13 protein-coding genes and 2 pseudogenes are annotated in these 21,308 nt (G+C 29.2%); 10 read left to right on the top strand and 5 right to left on the bottom strand.

Annotation, left to right across the window (positions count from 1 at the left end; genetic code table 11):
* Window positions 1-48: 48 nt before the first annotated feature.
* From ACZ5VL_RS00395 to ACZ5VL_RS00375, 5 genes and pseudogenes are all read left to right on the top strand, one after another.
* Entirely contained in the window at window positions 49-2,142 is a 2,094-nt protein-coding gene (locus tag ACZ5VL_RS00395) for a dynamin family protein (RefSeq protein ID WP_464198902.1), read from the top strand.
* On the top strand, window positions 2,136-3,938 hold the full coding sequence (locus tag ACZ5VL_RS00390) for a dynamin family protein (protein WP_464198900.1): 1,803 nt from the start codon (window positions 2,136-2,138) through the stop codon (window positions 3,936-3,938). The genes ACZ5VL_RS00395 and ACZ5VL_RS00390 overlap by 7 nt, the downstream gene beginning before the upstream one ends.
* Window positions 3,939-4,032: 94 nt before the next feature.
* Complete coding sequence (locus tag ACZ5VL_RS00385) at window positions 4,033-7,485, top strand: proline dehydrogenase family protein (RefSeq protein ID WP_464198898.1); 3,453 nt, start codon at window positions 4,033-4,035, stop codon at window positions 7,483-7,485.
* Window positions 7,486-7,495: 10 nt separating this feature from the next.
* A pseudogene (locus ACZ5VL_RS00380) lies at window positions 7,496-8,260 on the top strand (sodium:solute symporter family transporter); the annotation flags it as partial.
* 195 nt (window positions 8,261-8,455) lie between these two features.
* Window positions 8,456-9,244, top strand: a pseudogene (locus ACZ5VL_RS00375) (sodium:solute symporter family transporter); the annotation flags it as partial.
* Here ACZ5VL_RS00375 and ACZ5VL_RS00370 read toward each other — a convergent pair.
* From ACZ5VL_RS00370 to rseP, 3 genes are read right to left on the bottom strand one after another with little or no spacing between them, the layout of a single operon-like run.
* Window positions 9,237-10,010: a 3'(2'),5'-bisphosphate nucleotidase CysQ family protein gene (locus tag ACZ5VL_RS00370; RefSeq protein ID WP_464198896.1), complete on the bottom strand. Its 774-nt coding sequence runs from the start codon at window positions 10,008-10,010 to the stop codon at window positions 9,237-9,239. The pseudogene ACZ5VL_RS00375 and the gene ACZ5VL_RS00370 sit on opposite strands and share 8 nt — an antisense overlap.
* Window positions 10,007-10,663, bottom strand: a complete 657-nt coding sequence (locus ACZ5VL_RS00365; protein ID WP_464198895.1) for a YggS family pyridoxal phosphate-dependent enzyme — start codon at window positions 10,661-10,663, stop codon at window positions 10,007-10,009. Before ACZ5VL_RS00365 ends, ACZ5VL_RS00370 begins: the two co-directional genes overlap by 4 nt.
* Window positions 10,663-11,775 (bottom strand): RIP metalloprotease RseP, encoded by a 1,113-nt coding sequence (rseP, locus tag ACZ5VL_RS00360; protein ID WP_464198894.1) that lies wholly within the window; start codon window positions 11,773-11,775, stop codon window positions 10,663-10,665. Before rseP ends, ACZ5VL_RS00365 begins: the two co-directional genes overlap by 1 nt.
* A gap of 1,149 nt (window positions 11,776-12,924) precedes the next feature.
* Between rseP and htpG the strand changes: the two genes are divergently transcribed.
* From htpG to ACZ5VL_RS00335, 5 genes are all read left to right on the top strand, one after another.
* Complete coding sequence (gene htpG / locus ACZ5VL_RS00355) at window positions 12,925-14,766, top strand: molecular chaperone HtpG (RefSeq protein ID WP_464198892.1); 1,842 nt, start codon at window positions 12,925-12,927, stop codon at window positions 14,764-14,766.
* Window positions 14,767-14,819: 53 nt separating this feature from the next.
* Window positions 14,820-15,539: a thioredoxin domain-containing protein gene (locus ACZ5VL_RS00350; RefSeq protein ID WP_464198890.1), complete on the top strand. Its 720-nt coding sequence runs from the start codon at window positions 14,820-14,822 to the stop codon at window positions 15,537-15,539.
* Window positions 15,540-15,693: 154 nt separating this feature from the next.
* Complete coding sequence (locus tag ACZ5VL_RS00345; protein WP_464200205.1) at window positions 15,694-16,689, top strand: type II asparaginase; 996 nt, start codon at window positions 15,694-15,696, stop codon at window positions 16,687-16,689.
* Window positions 16,690-16,767: 78 nt separating this feature from the next.
* On the top strand, window positions 16,768-17,448 hold the full coding sequence (locus tag ACZ5VL_RS00340; protein WP_464198888.1) for a response regulator transcription factor: 681 nt from the start codon (window positions 16,768-16,770) through the stop codon (window positions 17,446-17,448).
* Window positions 17,445-18,686 (top strand): ArsS family sensor histidine kinase, encoded by a 1,242-nt coding sequence (locus ACZ5VL_RS00335; protein WP_464198886.1) that lies wholly within the window; start codon window positions 17,445-17,447, stop codon window positions 18,684-18,686. Before ACZ5VL_RS00340 ends, ACZ5VL_RS00335 begins: the two co-directional genes overlap by 4 nt.
* On the opposite strand, the gene ACZ5VL_RS00330 is transcribed toward ACZ5VL_RS00335, so the two are convergent.
* A complete protein-coding gene (locus ACZ5VL_RS00330) occupies window positions 18,683-20,713 on the bottom strand; it encodes an ATP-dependent helicase (RefSeq protein ID WP_464198884.1) in 2,031 nt (676 codons plus the stop codon). The two genes, ACZ5VL_RS00335 and ACZ5VL_RS00330, sit on opposite strands and share 4 nt — an antisense overlap.
* Window positions 20,700-21,305, bottom strand: a complete 606-nt coding sequence (locus tag ACZ5VL_RS00325; RefSeq protein WP_464198882.1) for a DedA family protein — start codon at window positions 21,303-21,305, stop codon at window positions 20,700-20,702. Before ACZ5VL_RS00325 ends, ACZ5VL_RS00330 begins: the two co-directional genes overlap by 14 nt.
* Between the last annotated feature and the right edge of the window lie 3 nt (window positions 21,306-21,308).

Genomic DNA, 21,308 nt, shown 5'->3' with positions numbered 1-21,308 from the left:
GCATCTTTTGCTACAATAATTAGATTTATATAAAAATTAGGAAAAAAAATGGATGCTTTTTTAAGCGAAATTTGGGGTATAAATAAACTTTATATAGACAGTCTAACGCAACTTATTTTTGATAATGATGAAAGCGCTATATTAATATCTTGTGATGATGAAAATTACGATAGATACATATCTTTAAAAAGTTTTCGTAAAATTTTGCAAAACGCAAATTTAAAAACCAATCTTTATGATGTTCAAATCGCGCAAATTGGTATTATAAATTCTATAAAAAATTTAAAAATATCAAGAAATGAAGTTATCTTAAACTTAAAAAAAATCCATGAAAATGGGATTATAACTGAAAAAAAATTAGAAAAAATAACAACTTTTATAAAAAGTCTAGAGCTTATAAATGATGAAAATATAGTTAAAATCACTCAAAAAAATGATGTTTTTCATGATAATATTAATATTTTAAATGATTGCTATTGCGATATAAAAAACATAACAACAAATAAAAATTTATTAAATTTACTTGAAAATGCTTATAAAAATGCAAATGAAGCCCAGTTTTTTATTTCAGTTACTGGAGTGATAAACTCTGGCAAATCAACAATGCTAAACTCTTTGCTTGGTTTTAAAATTCTAGGAACATCAAACATTCCAGAAACTGCAAATTTAAGCATTTTGAAATTTTCAAATAAGCCATATGCTAGAGTAAAATTTTGGAGCAAAGACGAATTAAATGAACTTGGTTTTGAAACTAGCAATGACTTCGTGCAAGATTTAGATATAAATATAGATGAGCTAAAAAATTATACAACAGCAAAAGAAGAAATTAGTAAGCACGTAAAGATGGTCGAACTAGGGGTTGATAGTAGTATGCTAAAAGATGGCATTTGTATAGTTGATACTCCAGGACTTGATGATACCGTAGTTCTTAGAGAAGAATTAACTAAAAAATTTATGCATGAGAGTGATTTTGTTATCCATCTTATGAATGCAGCTCAAAGTGTAACAAAAAAAGATATTGATTTTATAAAAAACTTTTTAACACATGGAAAAACAAGTAGTTTCATTATAGTTTTAACCCACATTGATTTGATAGAAAAAAATGAACTAAATGATGTTATAAATTACACAAAAAGTAGTATTACAAAAGAATTAAAAGAAGATGGCAAGGATCTTAATCTAATAAATAGCGTTAAGTTTTTTGCTATAAATGGTGTAAATTCAACTGGTTTAGAGGATATAAAAAATTATTTTTATACAACTCTTTTTGGAGATAATAGTGAAAAATCAAAAATAATTTTAAATAACTATAAGAAAGAACTAAATAATATCACCTCACATCTCAAGGATGAATTTGAGTTTGAATTTAGTGCACTTAGTTGTGATAGCTTAAGGCTTGATAAAGAACTAGAAAATCTTAGCCAAAAAATGCAAAACATACATGATGAGATCAATGATATAAATTTAATTTTAAATGATAATCTTTCAAAGCTTGATTACTCAAATTTGCAAGCTTTCTCGCATTTGAAAAATATCTCAACATTGCTAAAAGATAGAGTTGTTAGCGATATAGATTATGCCCAAAAAAATAGAAAAAAGATTGATTTTGAGCGTATTTTTATGATAGCAAATGGAGGCTTTAATGATCTTTTATTGGATCTTTTTAGGGAGGTAAAATTTGCTATATCAAAAGATATGCAAGACATTTCTAATCAAATTTCTATCAAGTTTAGTTCTTTTGATGAAAGCACAATAAGTTCTTTTGATATAAAAAGTTATATAGATAAAAATTTCTCTAAGCCAGATTATACCGTTTTAAACTCCAAGCTTTCAAATATTATTAAAGATAAAAATTCTAATTTACAAAATGACATTCAAAATCTTTTTGATGAGTTTTTGTCTAATTTAGATATAAAAAATAATATTTTAAAACTTATAAATAGTTATACAAAAGACTTTATATCATATTTGAAAGACATTATAGATTTAAAGCAACAAGAATTAGAAGCAAAGATTATAACTATAAAAGAAAATATTTTAAATTTAGATAATACATCTAAAAACTCAGATAAAGGGATTTTGAAATTAAAACAAAATTTAGAGATATTAAATGCTATTAGTAAAAGGATAAATGAGTGCTAGAAGAGTTTTTAAGAGAATATAAGCAGTGTTATAACATAAGTTTTAACAGTGATTTTGATGGCAGTTTTAAAAACTATAAAACACAGCTATTAGAGCCTAAAATGCATCCAAGCATAGGGCTTTTAAATAAGTTAAATTCTCTTAATGCTCTTTTGCATGAGCCAATCCAAGTAGCAGTTGTAGGACAGTTTAGTAGTGGAAAATCAAGCTTTTTAAATGCTTTGCTTGAACTTGATATTTTGCCAACAGGAGCTGTACCAGTAACTGCAAAACCTATTTTTATAAGATATGGCGATTTTTCTATGCTAAAGGCAACTTATAGTGATGGCAGAGAAGAATATACAGATATAAATAATTTAGAGATATTTGCAGATCAAAGAAAAGATATGAAAGATGTTAAATATTTGAGCATTTATATCAAAAAAGACATCTTAAAATATCTTACTTTTGTTGATACTCCTGGTTTAAATTCGATAAGCGATGCTGATACAAGCGAAACTATGGATATTTTAAACAAAGTAGGATCGGTTTTATGGGTAACACTTATAGATAATGCAGCTAGAAAAAGTGAGCTTGATGAGCTTAATTTAATACCTCAAAACCTTAAGAAAAACTCTCTTTGCTTACTAAATCAAAAAGATAAATTAACAAAAGAAGAGATTGAGAATGTTTTGGCTCACTCTAATCAGACTTATTTGGAGGTTTTTGATAAAATCTTGGCAATATCGGCAAAAATGGAAAAAAACGACCAAAAAGATTCTGGATTTGATGATGTTAGAAGTTTTTTATTGAACAATGTTGCTACAAAAAAAGATGAATTTATAAAAGACGAATTAAATTTAATAAACTCAAGTTTAAAAGAGCAGTATGAATTTTTCATAGCAATTTATGAGAAGCTAGTAAATATTTTAAATAACTTTATAGATAATTTTGATCATAAAATCCAAATTCTTTTAAGTGAGTATTTGGGCGAATTTATAGGCTTTTATACACAAATAAAAGACATAGCAAATTCTCTTAGTGATGAGATTTTAGCATATATAGAAGATGAAAAAAGAGCATATTATGTAGAAGAAAAAAATCTAATAGGTTCAAAAATAAAAAAGATAGTCTATACGGCACCAACTTTAAATAGCGACAAAGTGCTTTCAAATCTTATATATTCAGATGATAAACTTAGCAAGATTTTTAAGAAATTTCGCTTAAAACTAAATACTTTTGAATCCAAAATAAAAAGCGATATAGATGATTTACTTAATAGTTTTAAAAATGAAATTTTAATGTATAAGGGCGAATTTGAAAGTATAAGAAAAGATAATGCTTTGCATTCTGATGTAGAATTTGCATATATTAGAAAATTTGCAAGTGAAGTTTTGTCATTGTTTTTTAATGAATATGAAAAAGCAGTATTTAAGTTTAATCAAAAGAATTATTTGTTTTTTGATAGGATAGTTATAAAAATTGCTACAAATTATGAGAGCGCTATAAAACAAAGCGTATGGTTTTTATCAGATAAAATACAAAGATTTATATCAGATTATGAGAGCGATCCTGTAACTTTTAGTCTTTATTATCCTAAAAAAGATGAAATTTTATCTAGAATTTTGGTAAATTTAAATTACTTTGAGTTTGAAAATGATTTTATAGGAAGTAGAACTTTTATAAAGAAAAATTTAGACGAATTAAGTTATAAGTTTTTGGATATCCATAAAAAAAATATTAATCATATCAAATCTCTTATAGATAAAAACTCTAATTATGTTTATTATCTTGACTCATTAAAAAGTATTTTGTAGCCTTGCTTTTATAATTATATTAATTAAAAAAATTATAAAATTTTTAACATTCCTTTAGCTATATTTATAAAATATACTTTAAAAGGAAAAAAATATGAAACAAGATGTCCTAGAAAGATCTTTGGAATTAGCTAAGGTTTTACAAAATAAAGTAAACGAAAGTATAGGTCAAAAGGAAAAAAATTTTCATAAAAAAATGAAAAAACTTCTTGTAAATCCTAAAAATAAAGTTATGCTCATAGAACTTCTTGATAGAAGTTTTAGATCAGGTGATTCATCAAAGTGTTTCGATTTGATACAAAAAACTTTTAACAAATACGGCATTGCAGATTTTTTTAATCCTTATGAAAAATTTTTATTACTAGCTTTTTTAAGTGTTGGCAGATTTGTCCCTAGCCTTAGTGTTCCGTTTTTTATAAATCATGTTAGAAATGACACAAAAGATATGGTTTTGGATGCTGAGTATAATATATTAAAACCACATATACAAAATAGAAAAAAAGATAATATCACTTTAAATGTAAATCTTATTGGCGAGGAAGTTTTGGGGGAGGGAGAAGCCTCTATTAGGATAAGGCATTACGAAGAAGCAATAAAATCAGATTTTATTACATACATATCCATAAAAATAACAACTATTTTTTCACAAATTAATATACTTGATTTTAGCTACTCAAAAGATGAAGTTGTAAAAAGACTTAGACATCTTTACGAACTTGCCATAAGCGAACAAAAACGCCAAAATATATCAAAGTTCATAAATTTAGATATGGAAGAATATAGGGATCTTGAGTTAACTGCAGCTGCATTTAAAGAAGCTATATCAAAATATCCTGATTATGAAGCTGGAATTGTGCTTCAAGCATACATTCCAGATAGTTTTAAATATTTGCAAGATCTTTATGAATTTTCAAAACAAAGAGTGCAAAATGGTGGAAAACCTATAAAAATTCGCTTTGTAAAAGGTGCAAATATGGAGGCTGAAGAAACTATTGCATCGCAAAAAGGCTGGATGCTTCCAACATTTACAAAAAAAGTTGATACGGATTCAAACTATAACAAAATGTTACATTTTATCTTAGAAAATGAGCGTTACAAACATATACATATAGGTATTGCTAGCCATAATATATTTGAGATAGCATACGCATATACAATTATAAAAGAAGCTGGAGCTTTAGAAAGTTTTACTTTTGAGATGTTAGAGGGAATGAGTTTACAAACTAGCTTTGAACTTAGTAAACTTCATGATCTTATACTTTATGCACCAGTTTGCGATAAAGAACATTTTAATAATGCTATTGCATATCTTGTAAGAAGACTTGATGAAAATACTTCGCAAGACAACTTTATGCGTTATTTCTTTGATTTAAAAGTTGGTGATAAAAATTGGGAAACTCAAAAAGACATATTTATAAATGCTTTAAATGGTATAGATAAAATCAATAACTCCCCAAGAAGAGAACAAAATAGATTAAAACCTATTACAAAAAGCGAAATATCAACTAAAAATATTTTTGTAAATGAGGCTGATACCGATTTTATTTTAGCAAATAATAGAAAATGGGCGCAAGATATAAAAGAAAAATACACAAATTTGCCTTTTATGGAAATTTACGCTCAAGGTAGTGAAAATGTGCATTGTGATAATATTTTAGAAGTAAATGATAAGGTGCATAATAAACTTATTGCAAAAGTTCATCTTGCTAGTGAACAAGGAATTAAAGAAGCCCTAAATATGGCTAAAAACTCAAACTATAGCTCACTTAGTTTTGATGAAATTTATACTATCTTAAGTAGAGCTGCAGAGCTTTTTAGGCAAAAAAGAGGTGAACTTTTAGGCATTGCAGCGCTTGAAGTTGGTAAAACTTTTGCGGAAATTGATCCAGAGGTAAGTGAGGCGATAGACTTCATAGAGTTCTATCCGCACTCTCTTAGAATGCTTAAGAAGCAAAATCCACAAACTAAATTTAAGCCAAAAGGCATTGGCGTAACTATATCCCCATGGAACTTTCCTATAGGTATTCCTGTTGGAACTATAGTTGGACCGTTAGCTAGTGGCAATAGAGTGATATTTAAACCATCTTCGCTAAGTAGTGTGAGCGGATATGAAATTTGCAAGATCTTATGGGAAGCAGGCATTCCAAAAGACGCTCTTATATATTTACCGACAAAAGGCTCAATGGTAAGCAAATATCTTTTAAAAGATAAAGATGTTAAATTTTGTGTGTTAACAGGTGGTGAAGAAACTGCTTATAATATTTTAAAAGAAAATTCAAGAACGGTCTTAAGTGCTGAAACTGGTGGCAAAAACGCAACTATAGTAACAAAAGCAGCCGATAGAGATAGTGCTGTGAAAAATATCATCCACTCAGCTTTTTCAAATTCTGGTCAAAAATGCTCTGCTACTTCACTTTTAATTCTTGAAGATGAGATTTATGATGATAAAAATTTCAAATCAACTTTGGTTGATGCTGCTTCTTCTATGGCAACTGGCGATCCTTTTGAATTTAAAAATAAAATCGGAACTTTGGCTGATAAGCCAAGCAATAAAGTTAAAAAGGCGCTTAGCGAACTAAAAGATTATGAATCATGGGCTTTAAAACCAGAGTTTATAAACTCAAATGAATATATCATGAAACCGTGCATAAAATATGGTACCAAGAAAGGCGATTTTACTCATATGACAGAGCTTTTCACACCTATTTTAACTGTTATGAAAGCTAGTTCATTGCAAGATGCTGTGAATATAGCAAATATGACAGGTTATGGTCTAACTGGAGCTTTAGAAAGTCTTGATGAAAAAGAGTGGGAGTATTATAAAGAACATATTGAAGTTGGTAATATTTATATAAATAAGCCAACAACAGGAGCCATAGTTCTTCGCCAGCCATTTGGTGGCATTAAAAAATCAGCAATAGGCTATGGTAGAAAAGTTGGAATTTACAACTATATAACACAGTTTTTAGATATATTACAAGATGGCGTTGATAATAATTTAAAAGATAGCGAATTTACTAACTCAATTAAAACCTTAGATCTAGATAATGAGATAATAAATGTAGCAAAAAGCTATACTTATCACTATGAAAATGAGTTTAACAAAGAAAAAGAGTATATAAAAGTAAGGGGCGAGGACAATCTCTTTTCTTATAAAAAAATCAAATCTCTTTTATATATTATTGATGAAAATGATAGCTTAAAAGATGCACTGCTTGTATTAATTGCTGCAAAGATAGCAGGAGTAAAAGTTACTGTGACTTATAGCATTGAAAATAATGTGATAAATTTCATAAAACAGCATAATTCTATTTTAGATATAAGCTTTGAAAATAATCCTAAATTTGAAGATTATGAGCGTATACGATATCATGGAAATAATGATGAAATTTACAAAAAAGCTAGTTCGTTGGCAAAAATCATTATAAGAAATAAACCACTTTTAAATGGGCGGTTTGAGCTGCTTTATTACTTCAATGAGCGTTCTGCAAGCATTTCTTTTCATAGGTATGGAAATTTAGGCGCAAGAGCTTTAAATCAAAAATAAAGGATAAAGCGTGGAAACTGTTCAAATAAGTTTACCTATAGTTGTGACATTTATAGTTTATTCTGTTGGAATGCTAGCTATTGGATTTTATTTCTATAAACAAAATGAAACATCTGAGGACTATTTTCTAGGTGATCGCTCTATGGGTCCTGTTGTTTCGGCTCTAAGCGCAGGCGCTAGTGATATGAGTGGATGGCTTTTAATGGGACTTCCAGGAGCTTTATATGCTGGAGGATTAGTTGAAGCAAATATAGCAATAGGACTAAGTGTAGGCGCAGCCATAAATTGGCTTTTTGTTGCAAAAAGACTTAGGGTTTATACAAGTGTTATAGCAAATTCAATAACTATACCTGATTATTTTGAGACTAGATTTAGTGATGATAGTCATATCTTAAGAGTGATATGTGCTATAGTTATACTTGTATTTTTTACTTTTTATATCTCAAGTGGCTTGGTTGGTGGCGCAAAGCTTTTTGAAGCAACATTTGGTCTTAAGTATTATAAAGCTTTAACAATAGGAACTATTATTATAGTTATTTATACATTTTTTGGTGGATATAAGGCGGTTTGTTGGACTGATTTGGTTCAAGGCATATTAATGATGGTAGCGCTAGTTATTGTTGCTTCTGTTATGCTTTATCAAATAGGTGGTTTTAAAGAAGCTATAAAATATATAAAAAATTCTGATGATTCTAGAAGTAAGATATCTTTATATCAAAAAGATATTCCTAAAATGATAGATGTTATGCAAAAAAATGATGTAAATATCATAAAAACTCAGATAAATGATATGAATGCAATTCTTTTGGATATAAAAGATTTACAAATAAAATCTGGTGGCATCAGTGTTTCGGTTGATGAGTTTGTACAAAATTTACAAAACAGCGTAAAATCAAATAACAAAGATGGGGTAAAAAATCTTTTAGAGGTTTTAAAAAATCAAAATATATCTAAAAATAGATTAAATTTATTTAACGGAGTTTCGTTTATAGGCATCATTTCCGCACTTGCTTGGGGGCTTGGTTATTTTGGACAACCGCACATTCTAGTAAGATTTATGTCGATTCGCTCACTAAAAGATATACCAGTTGCTACAACTGTAGGTATATCTTGGATGGTTATAAGTTTAGTCGCAACTTGTATAATGGGTCTTCTTGGTATTGCATATATGAATAAATTTAATCTTAGTTTACAAGATTCCGAAAAGATTTTTATTGTAATGAGTCAACTTCTTTTTAATCCATGGATTGCAGGAGTATTGCTAAGCGCTATTTTGGCAGCTATAATGAGTACAGCAAGTTCGCAACTTCTTGTATCAAGCTCGACTATAGCGGAGGATTTTTATAGAAGAGTGTTTAAAAAAGATGCGCCAGAAAAACAGGTAATGATTATAAGTAGAGCTGGAGTTTTGCTTGTTTCTGTGATTGCTTTTGTAATATCTTTTGATAAAAACTCAAGTATTTTAAATATCGTTTCATATGCTTGGGCTGGATTTGGCGCAAGTTTTGGTAGTGTTATAGTATTTTCTTTGTTTTGGAGAAGGATGACAAGACTTGGTGCAATATTTGGTATGATAACTGGTGCTGTTATGGTTGTGCTTTGGAAAAATTACTTAGCTAGTGCTTTAAATTTACCATTATATGAGATAGTTCCAGGATTTCTTGCTGCAAGTTTAGCTATAGTTTTAGTTAGTCTAATGCAACCAGTTAGAGAAGGTACTAAAAAATCCTTTGATACAATGATTGCAAATATTAATTAGCTTTTAATATGTTTAGAAAATGCTCTATATTATGGGCATTTTCTTTGCTTAATGCTATGTAGCTTTCATTTTTTAGCTCTGGAGCGCTGTATCTTAAAAGTTCTCCTGTTTTTGTACTTACCATTAAACCACCACTTGCATTTATCATGAGATCTCCAGCTGCAATATCCCAAGAATGTGAAGTTCTATTTCTTAAGAAAAATCCAGCACTTCCAAGCGCTAGTTTATAAAATTTAATGCCAGAGCCAATATAAATAATTTCTGTTTTAAATTTATCTATTATATCTTGCTTCATTGTAGTGATGCGCTCTTTTTGGCTTCCTACAAGCATGATATTTGGAGATATATCAATTCTTAATTTATCAATTTTTTCGCCATTTACAAATACATCTTTGCCATCACAACTCATAAAATTATCATATATTGGTAAATAAATCACGCTTAAAACTGGTCTTGAGTCTTGTATCAAAGCTATTAAAACGCAAAATTCATCTTCTTCTTTTACAAAATGAGAAGTACCATCTAGTGGATCTATAAGCCAAAAAGTATCTTTATTTTTTGAGCTATTATCCATTTCTTCTGAGCAGATATCAATGCCAGTTTGCGATAGTGTTTTTACTATAATATCATTTGCAGCAAAATCAGCGTCAGTTACGATACTTCCATCTATTTTTCTATTTTTCTTAAAGCCATTTTGTCTATAGTACATGATTTGTTGTGAAGCTAGTTTTGCTGCTTGTATGGCTAAGTTTAGTTCGCTTTTCATTTCATATCTTCAAAAAGAATTGTTCCAAGTCTTATCATGTTTGAACCACATTCTATTGCTAGTTCAAAATCACTACTCATTCCCATAGAACAAATTTTGGCACCATGTGGTCGTAATTTTTCATAAATTTTATATGTATCATCAAAACTCTTTTTTACTAAACTCATATCATCACTATGAGCTCCTATGCTCATAACACCGCACATATTTAGGTTTTTGCACTCTTCTTGGATGTGCAGATATTCTTCAACGGCTCTATTTATCTCGATACCACTTTTGCTATCTTCGTTTGCTACATTTATCTCAAGAAGTGTATCAAGCTTGTAATTTAGCCTTTTATCAACACCACATGCAAGCTTAAATGAGTTACAACTTTGCCAAAGAGTAGGGCGAAGTGGTATTAGTTGGTTAATTTTATTGCTTTGAAGTGAACCTATGAAGTGCCATTTTATATCGTAATTTTGAAGCTCACCTATCTTTTTATTTAACTCTTGAACCCTGTTTTCACCAAATTCTATCTGCCCTTGAGTATATAAATTTACAACTTCTTTTGAGGTTACATTTTTGCTAACTGCGATTAGTTTTACTTCGCTTTGTTTATTAAATTTAGTTTTTGAGGTTTCAATATTTTCTAAAATTTTAGCATAGTCCACTAGTTATAACCTCCAGCCAATCTAAAAATATCATTCATTATCGTAAATGCCATAAGTCCAAATAATAATGCCATTCCACCATAAGTTAAAGTTGAAAAAACTTTTGGAGAAACTGGTTTTTTAAAGATAAGCTCATAGATGTTAAAAAGTATATGTCCGCCATCAAGCGCAGGAATTGGAAAGAGATTTAGTATGCCTAAATTTACAGATATGAGTGCAGTAATGATAAGAAGTGCTGAAAAGCTGATGCTTGCAGCTTTTGATGTGATATCGCTCATAGCAACTATACCGCCAAGCTCTTTAACTGGCACAATTCCAACTATAAGTTTTTCAAGACTAACAAAAATGAGTTTCGAAGCTTCTATTGTTTCGCTAAAGGCGTATCTAAGTGAGCTTAAGCCAGTGTGGTAAATCGTGGTAAGTTCGCCACTTGGAGAAATACCAATGAGTGGTTTTTGGATTTCTTCTTTGAATATTGTATAAGTTTTGCCTATCTTTGGAGTTAGAAGTATATCTAAAATTCTGCCATCTCTTTGTAAATTTATATCCATAGGTTCAGTCTTTACAAGCTTACTTATATCATCCCACTCTTTAACTTCTACGCCATTTATAGCTAAAATAGTATCGCCTTTTTGGATGTTTGCACTAAGTGCAGCTGAGTTTTCAAGCACATTACCGACAACTGGGGCTAGTTTTTGAACTCCTATATGACCAAGTGTTATGTAGAGTAAAAAAGCTAAAAATATATTGAAAAATGGCCCTGCAAATAGTATGAAAATGCGTCCAAGTGGTGAAAGTGAGTTATAGCTATCTGGATCGTCGCTTTTTGCCGTTGGATTTGCATCATCTTGCCCTTTTAGTTGCACATATCCACCAAGTGGAATGGCGCTTATGCAGTAGGTCGTATCTCCAACTTTTTTTGAGAGCAGTTTTTGCCCAAAGCCTATGCTAAAAACATTTATATGAACGCCAAGTTTCCTTGCTGCTAAAAAGTGCCCAAGTTCGTGGAAAAATATCAAAAATGAGATGATTAGTATAGTTGCTAAAAAATTAATCCCATAATGCCAAAATCCAAGTGCTAAAATTATTAATGTAAAAAGTATGCTTCTCAATTTCTATCCTAAAAAAATAATATATAAATTTAACATTTTTTACTAAATTTAGTATTAATAATAAATATGGCTAAATTTATAAATAACAAACATTAAACTATAAATATATTAGTTTCTATTAAAATATAAAATTTTAATATGTTTATTTTAGTAATATTTTTATTTAATACTTTAAGTAACTTAAGTCATTTTATGTATATTTCTTTATAAGAAAATAATAATCCAATTCTTGTATGATATAATTTTATAAAAACAAGGAAAATCAGTATGAAAATATTTTCTTTTGATGTTGGTATTGCCTCTATTGGCATGGAATATGGTGTTGGAAATTTTTGAATTGTTAAAGGAAATGAAGATTGTCCAACTGATTAATTAGATCTAGCCTATAAAATTTATAGGCTAAATTATGTATTATATTTATTGTAGTATAATATAAAGTTAAATAAGGAAATAAATGGAAAAAAGTAGAAAATATATTTTAGATTTTATAAAGCGATTTGAAAATAATTTAAAAAGATTATTTAAAAAAAATATTTTTCTATCATTATTTATTATCATTATTTGTCTTTATTTTATATTTACAGGAAATAAAGTATTTATACCCTTTTTTAACATATCTCTCATATTGGGCGGTATAGGCTCTATAGTAATAGTTAAAGATAAAAAAGATAACACACTCTATCCTATTTTATAAATGAATGTAGTTGGTTTGGTATTTTGTTTTTCTTGACTATTGGCTTTGTTTTCACTTTATGTTCATTGATACAAGAACTTATATTTAAATAATGTAGCAAATAATAAGATTATAATGTAAAATTTGTGCCTTGTTCTACTCTTTTATTGAGTAGATAATAAATAGAACTATTTTCGTCCTTTTTTAGTATTAAATAACTTTACAATCATATTTTTGTAAAACGAATTATTTTTTTATGCTTCTATAAGATTTTAATTTTACGCTACTGAAAAATAATGAATTAACTTAATGGATCCAATTTTACAATATATAAATTTAAGAAGAGACTAAAATTATATTAGCAATTAAATACTTTATATAATTACTATCAACTTTTCTAAATATATTTTCTCATTATCTTGCAAAATTTGTCAATCTATGATATAATCTGCTAAAAAATTTCAGAAGGAATACAAATGGCAAAACATGAATTTCAAACAGAAGTGAATGATCTTTTAAATTTGATGATTCACTCTCTTTACTCAAACAAAGAAATATTTTTAAGAGAGCTTATATCAAATGCAAGCGATGCGCTAGATAAGCTAAACTATCTAACCCTAACAGATGACAAGTATAAAACTCTAAATTACACACCAAAGATAGAAATTTCAGTGGATAAAGATGCAAAAACTTTAACCATAAGTGATAATGGTATTGGTATGGATGAAGATGAGCTTATAAATAACCTTGGAACGATTGCAAGAAGCGGAACTAAAGGGTTTTTAAGTCAAATAAGTGGCGATGCAAAAAAAGACTCAAATCTTATAGGTCAGTTTGGAGTGGGCTTTTACTCAGCATTTATGGTTGCGTCTAAGATAGAAGTAACTAGCAAAAAAGCACTTAGTGATGAAGCTTATGAGTGGAGCAGTGATGCTAAAAATTACGAGATTAAAAAATCATCAAAAGAAACGCACGGAACATCTATAAAAATATTTTTAAATGATGATGAGTTTTTAGAAACTTATAGACTAGAAAATATCATCAAAAAATACTCAAACCACATCCCATATCCTATTTTTATGGACAAAGAAGAATGGATAGCACCAAAAGAAGGCGAAAAAGAGGGGCATTATGAGAGTAAGAATGTTCAAATAAACAGAGCTAGCGCGCTTTGGCAAATGAGTAAGACTTCTCTTAAAGATGAAGACTATAATGACTTTTACAAGCAAATTTCTCACGATAGCAGCGATCCACTCCTTTATATCCATACAAAAGCTGAAGGCAAGATAGAGTATACTACGCTATTTTATGTTCCAAGTGTTGAGCCTTTTGATCTATTTAGAGTGGATTATCAAAGTGGTGTAAAACTTTATGTAAAAAGGGTTTTTATAACCGATGATGAAAAAGAGCTTTTACCTACACATCTAAGATTTATAAAAGGCATTATGGATGTTGAGGATCTGCCTTTAAATGTAAGTCGTGAGATTTTACAAGATAACATTATTATGAGAAGCGTAAAAGAAGCAAGTGTTAAGAAAATTTATAGTGAGCTTGAAAAATTGCTTAAAAACGATAGAGAAAAATACATAAAATTCTACAAACTCTTTGGCAAAGTTCTAAAAGAGGGTCTATATGGTTTTGGTGCAAACAAAGATGAGATCTTAAATTTAACTCTGTTTAAATCAAGCAAAAGAGATGGATATATAACGCTTAAAGAATATAAAGATTCTATGAGTAAAGAGCAAAAATCAATTTATTATATAACTGGTAAAGATGAGAAAATGCTTAAAACTTCACCACTTCTTGAAGCATTTAATGCAAAAGATATCGAGGTTTTGATATGTGATGATGAGATAGATAGTATAGTTATGCCTATGGTTTATGAGTATGATAAAACTCCTATTAAGCCAGTACAAAATGCTGATGATGAGGTGAGTTTAGATGAAAAAATTGATGAAAGTAAATACGCTGAGATTATCGTAAAATTAAAAGAAAGCTTGAAAGATGATGTTAAAGATGTTAAAGTTACTTCAAGACTTAAAGATTCTCCAGCTTGCTTAGTTTATGATAAAAACGATCCAGATTTTGCTACACAACAAATGCTAAAACAAATGGGGCAAAGCGTTTCTGAAATCAAACCTATACTCCAAATCAATCCAAATCACGAGATATTTGTAAAACTGCAAGATAATCAAATCATGATAAATGATATCTCAAATTTGATTTTAAATATGGCAAAAATAAGTGAAGGGATGAGTATATCAAATCCAAACGAGTTTACAAAAATACTTTCAAATGTAATCTTAAAGGCTTTGTAAAAAACTCAAATTATGCTAAAATTGTCCTCATATTACACTTTATGGGGGCAATTATGAAAAAATTACTTCTTACTTTAAGTCTGTTTGCAATTTTAAATGGTAGCGAATTAGAAACAAATTTAAAAAATCTATTTCCAACTTACGACATAATATCTGTAGATAAAATAAATTCGATGCCTAACTCAAATTTGATAGTTTTGATGGAACAAAATAGCAATCAAAAAGATATCATAATAAGCGATAATAGCGGCCAAAATTTTTTCTATGTAAAAAATGCTTTCTTGAGAGATAAAAACGATAAAGAACTTTATAATCAAAAAGTAAAACTAGTTGAAGATAAAGTAAAAGAAGAAGTTTTAGAGCTTTTAAAAACTATACCTGATGATAGATTTATAACTATAAATTCTTTTTATAAGAATAATAAAAAAACTCTTTATATGATAACAGACCCTGAGTGTCCAGACTGTAGAAAAGAAATTGATAAATTGACAAAATACCTTAGAAATGCAAATTTAAAGATAATTTTTGCTCCAGTTCACGGCAAAAGCTCTTTTACTAAAGCAGCTATAATGCTTGAAAAATCAAAAAGCATGGATTCATCTAATCAACAATCTTACATAGAATTATTTAATACATATTACGATGAAAAATGCGTTGTAACTGACGATATGGCAAGTGATAAACAAAGACAAAAAGTATTTTTTGATGCTAAATTGATCTTTTCAAAAGGTCTTATAAAAGGCGTTCCATTTATGGTTGAAACAGAAAAATAAAATTTAAATTCTAAATTTAAATTTAAAATTTAAATTTTGTGTTATAATTACATTCGAAAATTAATTTTTATAATTAATAAAATTTTAAAATTTTAGGAGTGTAATCATGAAATTACTTAAAGTTGCCGCACTTGTTGCGTGCCTAGGAGCTTCTATGGTTTTTGCTAAACCTACAATTTATGTGCTTGCTACAGGCGGAACTATAGCAGGCGGTGGTGATAGTGCACTATCTGGCGATTATAAATCAGGAACAGTAACTGTTGATAAGTTAATAGCAGCTGTTCCAGAAATAAATAAAATTGCTACTATAAAAGGTGAGCAAATTTCAAATATTGGTTCACAAGATATGAATGATGATATTTGGCTTAAACTTTCAAAAAGAGCTAATGAACTTTTAAAAGGCGATGCTGATGGCATAGTTATAACACATGGAACAGATACTATGGAAGCAACTTCATATTTTTTAAGTTTAACAGTAAAAAGTGAAAAACCAGTTGTTTTTGTAGGTTCTATGAGATCTGGAACTTCATTAAGTGCCGATGGTCCATTAAATATATATAACGCTGTAAATGTTGCTATGAATAAAAACAGTGTAAATAAAGGTGCTTTGGTTGCAATGAATGATGAAATACATGCAGCAAGAGAAGTAACAAAAACAAATACAACAGGTGTTGCTACATTTAAATCTCCAAACTCAGGAAAAATTGGCTCTGTTAACTATGGAATAGTTGATTATCTTCTAACTCCAGTTAGAAAACACACTGTAAATTCAGAATTTGATGTATCTAAATTAGATAAATTGCCAAAAGTAGAAATCATTTATGGTTATTCTAACGACAATGCTGATTTTGTAAATCTAGCTGTTAAAAATGGTGCAAAAGGTATAATTTTAGCTGGTGTGGGTAATGGCAATCCTTCAGCAAGTGTTCAAGATGCTCTAGCAAATGCAGCTAAAGCTGGCGTTGTAGTTGTAAGAAGCTCTAGAACAGGTTCTGGTTCAACAAGTGTTGGCGCAGAAGTTGATGATAAAAAACTAGGCTTTGTTACAGCTGATAGCTTAAATCCACAAAAAGCTAGGGTTTTATTAATGCTTGCATTAACTAAAACAAATGATGTAGCTAAAATTCAAGAGATGTTTAAAATCTACTAAAATAAAGGGCGATCTTTCGCCCTTATAAATATTTATTAATCCAAATTTTGATATAATTATCTTCGCAAAGGTTTAATAATGATAAAAATACTTATGATAGAAGATGATTTAGAGTTAGCAGAAATTTTAACAGAGTATTTAGGTCAATATGATATGGAAGTTACTACTATAGATGATCCATATCTTGGGATGTCAACACTAAATTTATCTAAATTTGATATTGTGATTTTAGATCTTACATTGCCTGGCCTTGATGGCCTTGAAGTTTGCAAAGATATCCGTAAAAATCATAGTGTACCAATAATCATATCAAGCGCTAGACATGATATAACAGATAAAGTTATAGCGTTAGAAAATGGCGCAGATGATTACTTGCCAAAACCTTACAATCCACAAGAACTTTGTGCTAGAATAAAAAGTCATCTAAGAAGACAAAGTGTAAATTTGCAAGAAGGCACAAAAGAAAATACAAATAAAGACATAGTTTTAAAAGAATTTGAACATGTTATACTTTTTAAAGGGAAGGAGCTAGATCTCACAAATGCCGAGTATGACATTTTAGCGTATCTTATAAAAAAAGAAGGTGGAGCAATAACAAGGGAAGAGCTTGTTTATAACTGTGATGCTATTAACGAAGATTCAACAAACAAAAGTATAAATGTTATTATAGGTAGAATTAGAACCAAACTAGATGATAATCATAAAGAGCCAAAATACATTCACTCTGTGCGCGGAATTGGTTATAAATTAGTTCAATGAAAAATCGTTCCTCTATATTTTATGCCATTACTTTTATATATATTTTATCCATAGTTTGTATAATAGTACTGTTTTTATGGCTTATAAACTATGATAAACAAAATTATACAAGAGAACTAAATAATAAATACTCTTATGTTACAAGAGTAACTCTTTCTTATTTAAATGGGATGATTTCGCAAAAAGATTATGAAAAGCAAATGACAAATATAAATATGCCTATTATAAGAGACTCTCAAAGGATAAGCGATATCATAACTAGCTCGAAAGTACTGCAAGAAATTTCGGGTGATCTTGGAACTTCAGCTATACTTGTTTATGATAAAAGAAATTTTTTAAAATTAGTTGTAGATAATGAGATTTTTGTATTAAAAGACATTGATTATCAGCCATATAGGTATCTTATTACAAAAATTATACTAGGTGCTGTAATTTTAATACTTTTGATTGCTTACGCATTTATCTTGAGAAAAATTAAGCCTTTAAGAAAGCTAAAAAGACAGATAAATAAATTTGCCAAAGGCGATTTGGACATAAAAAATGTTAGTACAGGAAATGATGAGATTTCAGAAGTAGCAGATGCTTTTTATACCGCCGTTACACAGATAAAAAAGTTAAATTCATCTAGGCAGCTTTTTTTAAGAAATATTATGCATGAGCTAAAAACTCCTATCACAAAAGGTAGGATTACTGTTGAAATGATACAAAAAGACAAGTATCAAGAAAGACTTCTGAATGTTTTTCAAAAGTTGGAAAATTTAATAAATGAATTTGCTGCAATTGAAAGAGTAACATCTGGATCAAATGTAAATAATCTAAAGCCATTTAAGATAATCGATCTCATAGATGACGCCATAGATATGGCAATGATAGACGAAGAAAATTATACTTTAAATATTTTGGATGATATCACTATTAATGTTGATTTTAAGCTTTTCTCTACTGCAATTAAAAATATGATAGATAATGCTATAAAATACTCAACAAATAAGCATGTAAATATAGTAGTAAATAAAAAAACTATCAAATTTTGCAATGACGGGAGACCTTTAGATAATTCTATAGAACATTATGTAGAAGCATTTACACAAGGAAGCAATGCTACGAAAAGTTTTGGTTTAGGACTTTATATAGTTGATAGCATCCTTAAAGCACATGATATTAAATTTTCATACGAATATAAAAATAGTATGAATATATTTTGTTTTTATGATATTGAAAAACTATTAGTTGACTAAATTTCTTTGACTAAACCAGCTTCTATTAAAAACTGGCTTGGCTTATATTCTATTTTTCTGATTTTGTCAAATTTAGCATAACTTAGATAAAGTTCATCTCTAGCTCTAGTTACTGCTACATAAAACAGTCTTCGCTCCTCTTCTAAACTCCCACTCATATTCATAAGTTTTAAATTTGGAAATCTGTTTTGTGCAAGGTCAACTACAAAAACAAGATCAAACTCAAGTCCTTTACTAGCATGAATTGTAAGTAAATTTATACCTTCTCCTTCGCTCATTTCTTTTGAGCCAAGGGTGATGAAATTATATAGTTTATCAATACTTGTGTAAGTTTTAGAAAGCTCAACCAAAACTTGTGCTTTTGAGTAGATTCTATCTTTTGCCTCTTGCTTTAGTTTTTCATCGATGTTTCCATTTTTTAAAGTTGCTCTTTTGGTTGATAAAATATCAACTATGATAGTGTAAATTTGAGATTTTATGATTGTATTTATCGCATTAAATGCATTATTTGAACTAAATAGATCCATAAAACATTTCTTTAGCTCATATAAAAATACAGCACCGCTTTCGCTTAGTTTAGCATCATTTAGAATCGGATTACTTTTAAATTTATCATCAAAGTTAAATTTATTAAATCTTGTTTTGTCGCTAAATTCATCTATCTCATCAAAGAGTCCAAGCTGCTTATTTTGAACTTTTCTTGTTTTTAAGCTTACGGTTGTATCTGGATTTAACAGACCATTTACGATACTTCCGTGCCCAAGCTTTAAGAGTGAGTCAAATATCTTTTTACTCTGCGCATTTCCTACGCCTTTTGCATATTCAAAAAGATTTATAAAGGCCATAACATCTTTTGGGTTTACGAAAATCGAGATGATATCAATGAGCGCTTTTATTTCTCTGCTTTCAAAAAAGCTAACGCCACCTTTTCTTTTCGATTTTATACCCTTTTCTTTTAATGCAACTTCCAATCCATCGGCACTTGAGTTGTTTCTAAAGATGATAGCTATATTTTCATGTTGAAATTTAGAGTTGCATATGATCTCAGATATGTTGGCATATTGGGCAAAAAGTTCTTCATAAACAAGCAAAGTAGGTGGTTTAAATTTGCCTTCCCTGCTAACGCTTAGATTTTTTTCATAAAGTCTAGGGTTGTTTGATATTACCTTGTTTGCTAAAGCAAGTATGGATGAGCTTGAGCGGTAGTTTGTGTTTAGTGTATAAATTTGAGCATTTTTGTAGTTATCTTTAAAACCGCCGATTATTTCAATATTTGAACCATTAAACGCATAAATGCTTTGATCGAAATCTCCGACACAAAAAAGACTTTTTTTGTTTATAGAATCTATAAGTGAACTTTGAAGTGTGTTTGTATCTTGGTATTCATCTACTAAAACCTCTTCAAAGTGCAGGGGTGCACCTTTTCTTAACTCGTTTCGCATTTTTATAAGAATGTCGTTAAAATCTACATAACCAAAGTTCTTTTTTTCTTCTTCAAATTCTTTTAAGATGTCTTCATAAATTTCTGCATATATTGCTTGCTCTTGGTAGTTTTGGCAAAACCACTCATAAAATTCGCCATTAGCTACTTTGTTTTGAAAAAGTGAATACACATCGTAAAGATATGCACCACTATATGGCTTAACTTCGCTTATATGGTCAAATTTACGTTTATCAACAACGCTTTTTAGCAAAATTTTTAATTCATTTGGCTGTTTTAGGGTTACATTTTTTGCAAGAGCTTTTAAAAGAGTATATGAAACACTGTGAAAAGTTCCTGCTAGTATCTTGGATGTAATATTTTTGCTAAAGTGCTTATTAAGGCGCTCTATCATCTCAATTGATGCTTTATTTGTAAATGTTAGAAGTAAAATTTTCTCAGGTTTTATGCCTAAATTTAAAAGATGAGCTATTCTTGCAACGATGGTTGAAGTTTTGCCAGTTCCTGCACTTGCTATAATCAAAGAGTTACCAAGCGGTGCAGTTGCTGCTTGGTATTGCTCTTTATTTAATCTACTTAGAGGCATTTTTTCTTTTTGTTATATAAAAATATATGCCAATTATAATTGCAACAGCTACTAAAAGCACTATGGTTATTATATGTAGATATTTTTTTATAAGTTCTTCATTTTGCCCTAAGAAATACCCCAAAATCATAAGTATAAGTACCCAAATAGCTGCGCCAAGTGTGGTATAAAGGCAAAATCTAAACATATTCATTTTGGCAAGTCCAGCTGGTAAACTTATATACTGTCTAATGCCAGGGATTAAACGACAAGTAAATGTTGAAACTTCACCATGTTTGTTAAAAAATGCTTCAAATTTATGCATTTTTTCTTCGTTTATGCCAACATATTTGCCATATTTTATTATCAAACTTCTTCCAAAAAAGTAGCATAAATAGTAGTTAAAAACTGCTCCAGCAAGCGAACCAGCTACTCCTATAAAAAAAGCTATAACAAAGTTCATTTCGCCTTTTTGTGCAAGATATCCAGCCGGAATCATAACAACTTCACTTGGAAAAGGGAAAAATGAACTTTCTAAAAACATCATGAAAAATATACCAACATATCCCCATGCTCCAACAGTCTCAACAATAAAATTTATAATACTTTGCAAATT

This window comes from Campylobacter sp. GTC17093 (genome assembly GCF_055397635.1).
This window is presented reverse-complemented; position numbering and strand designations above follow the sequence as displayed.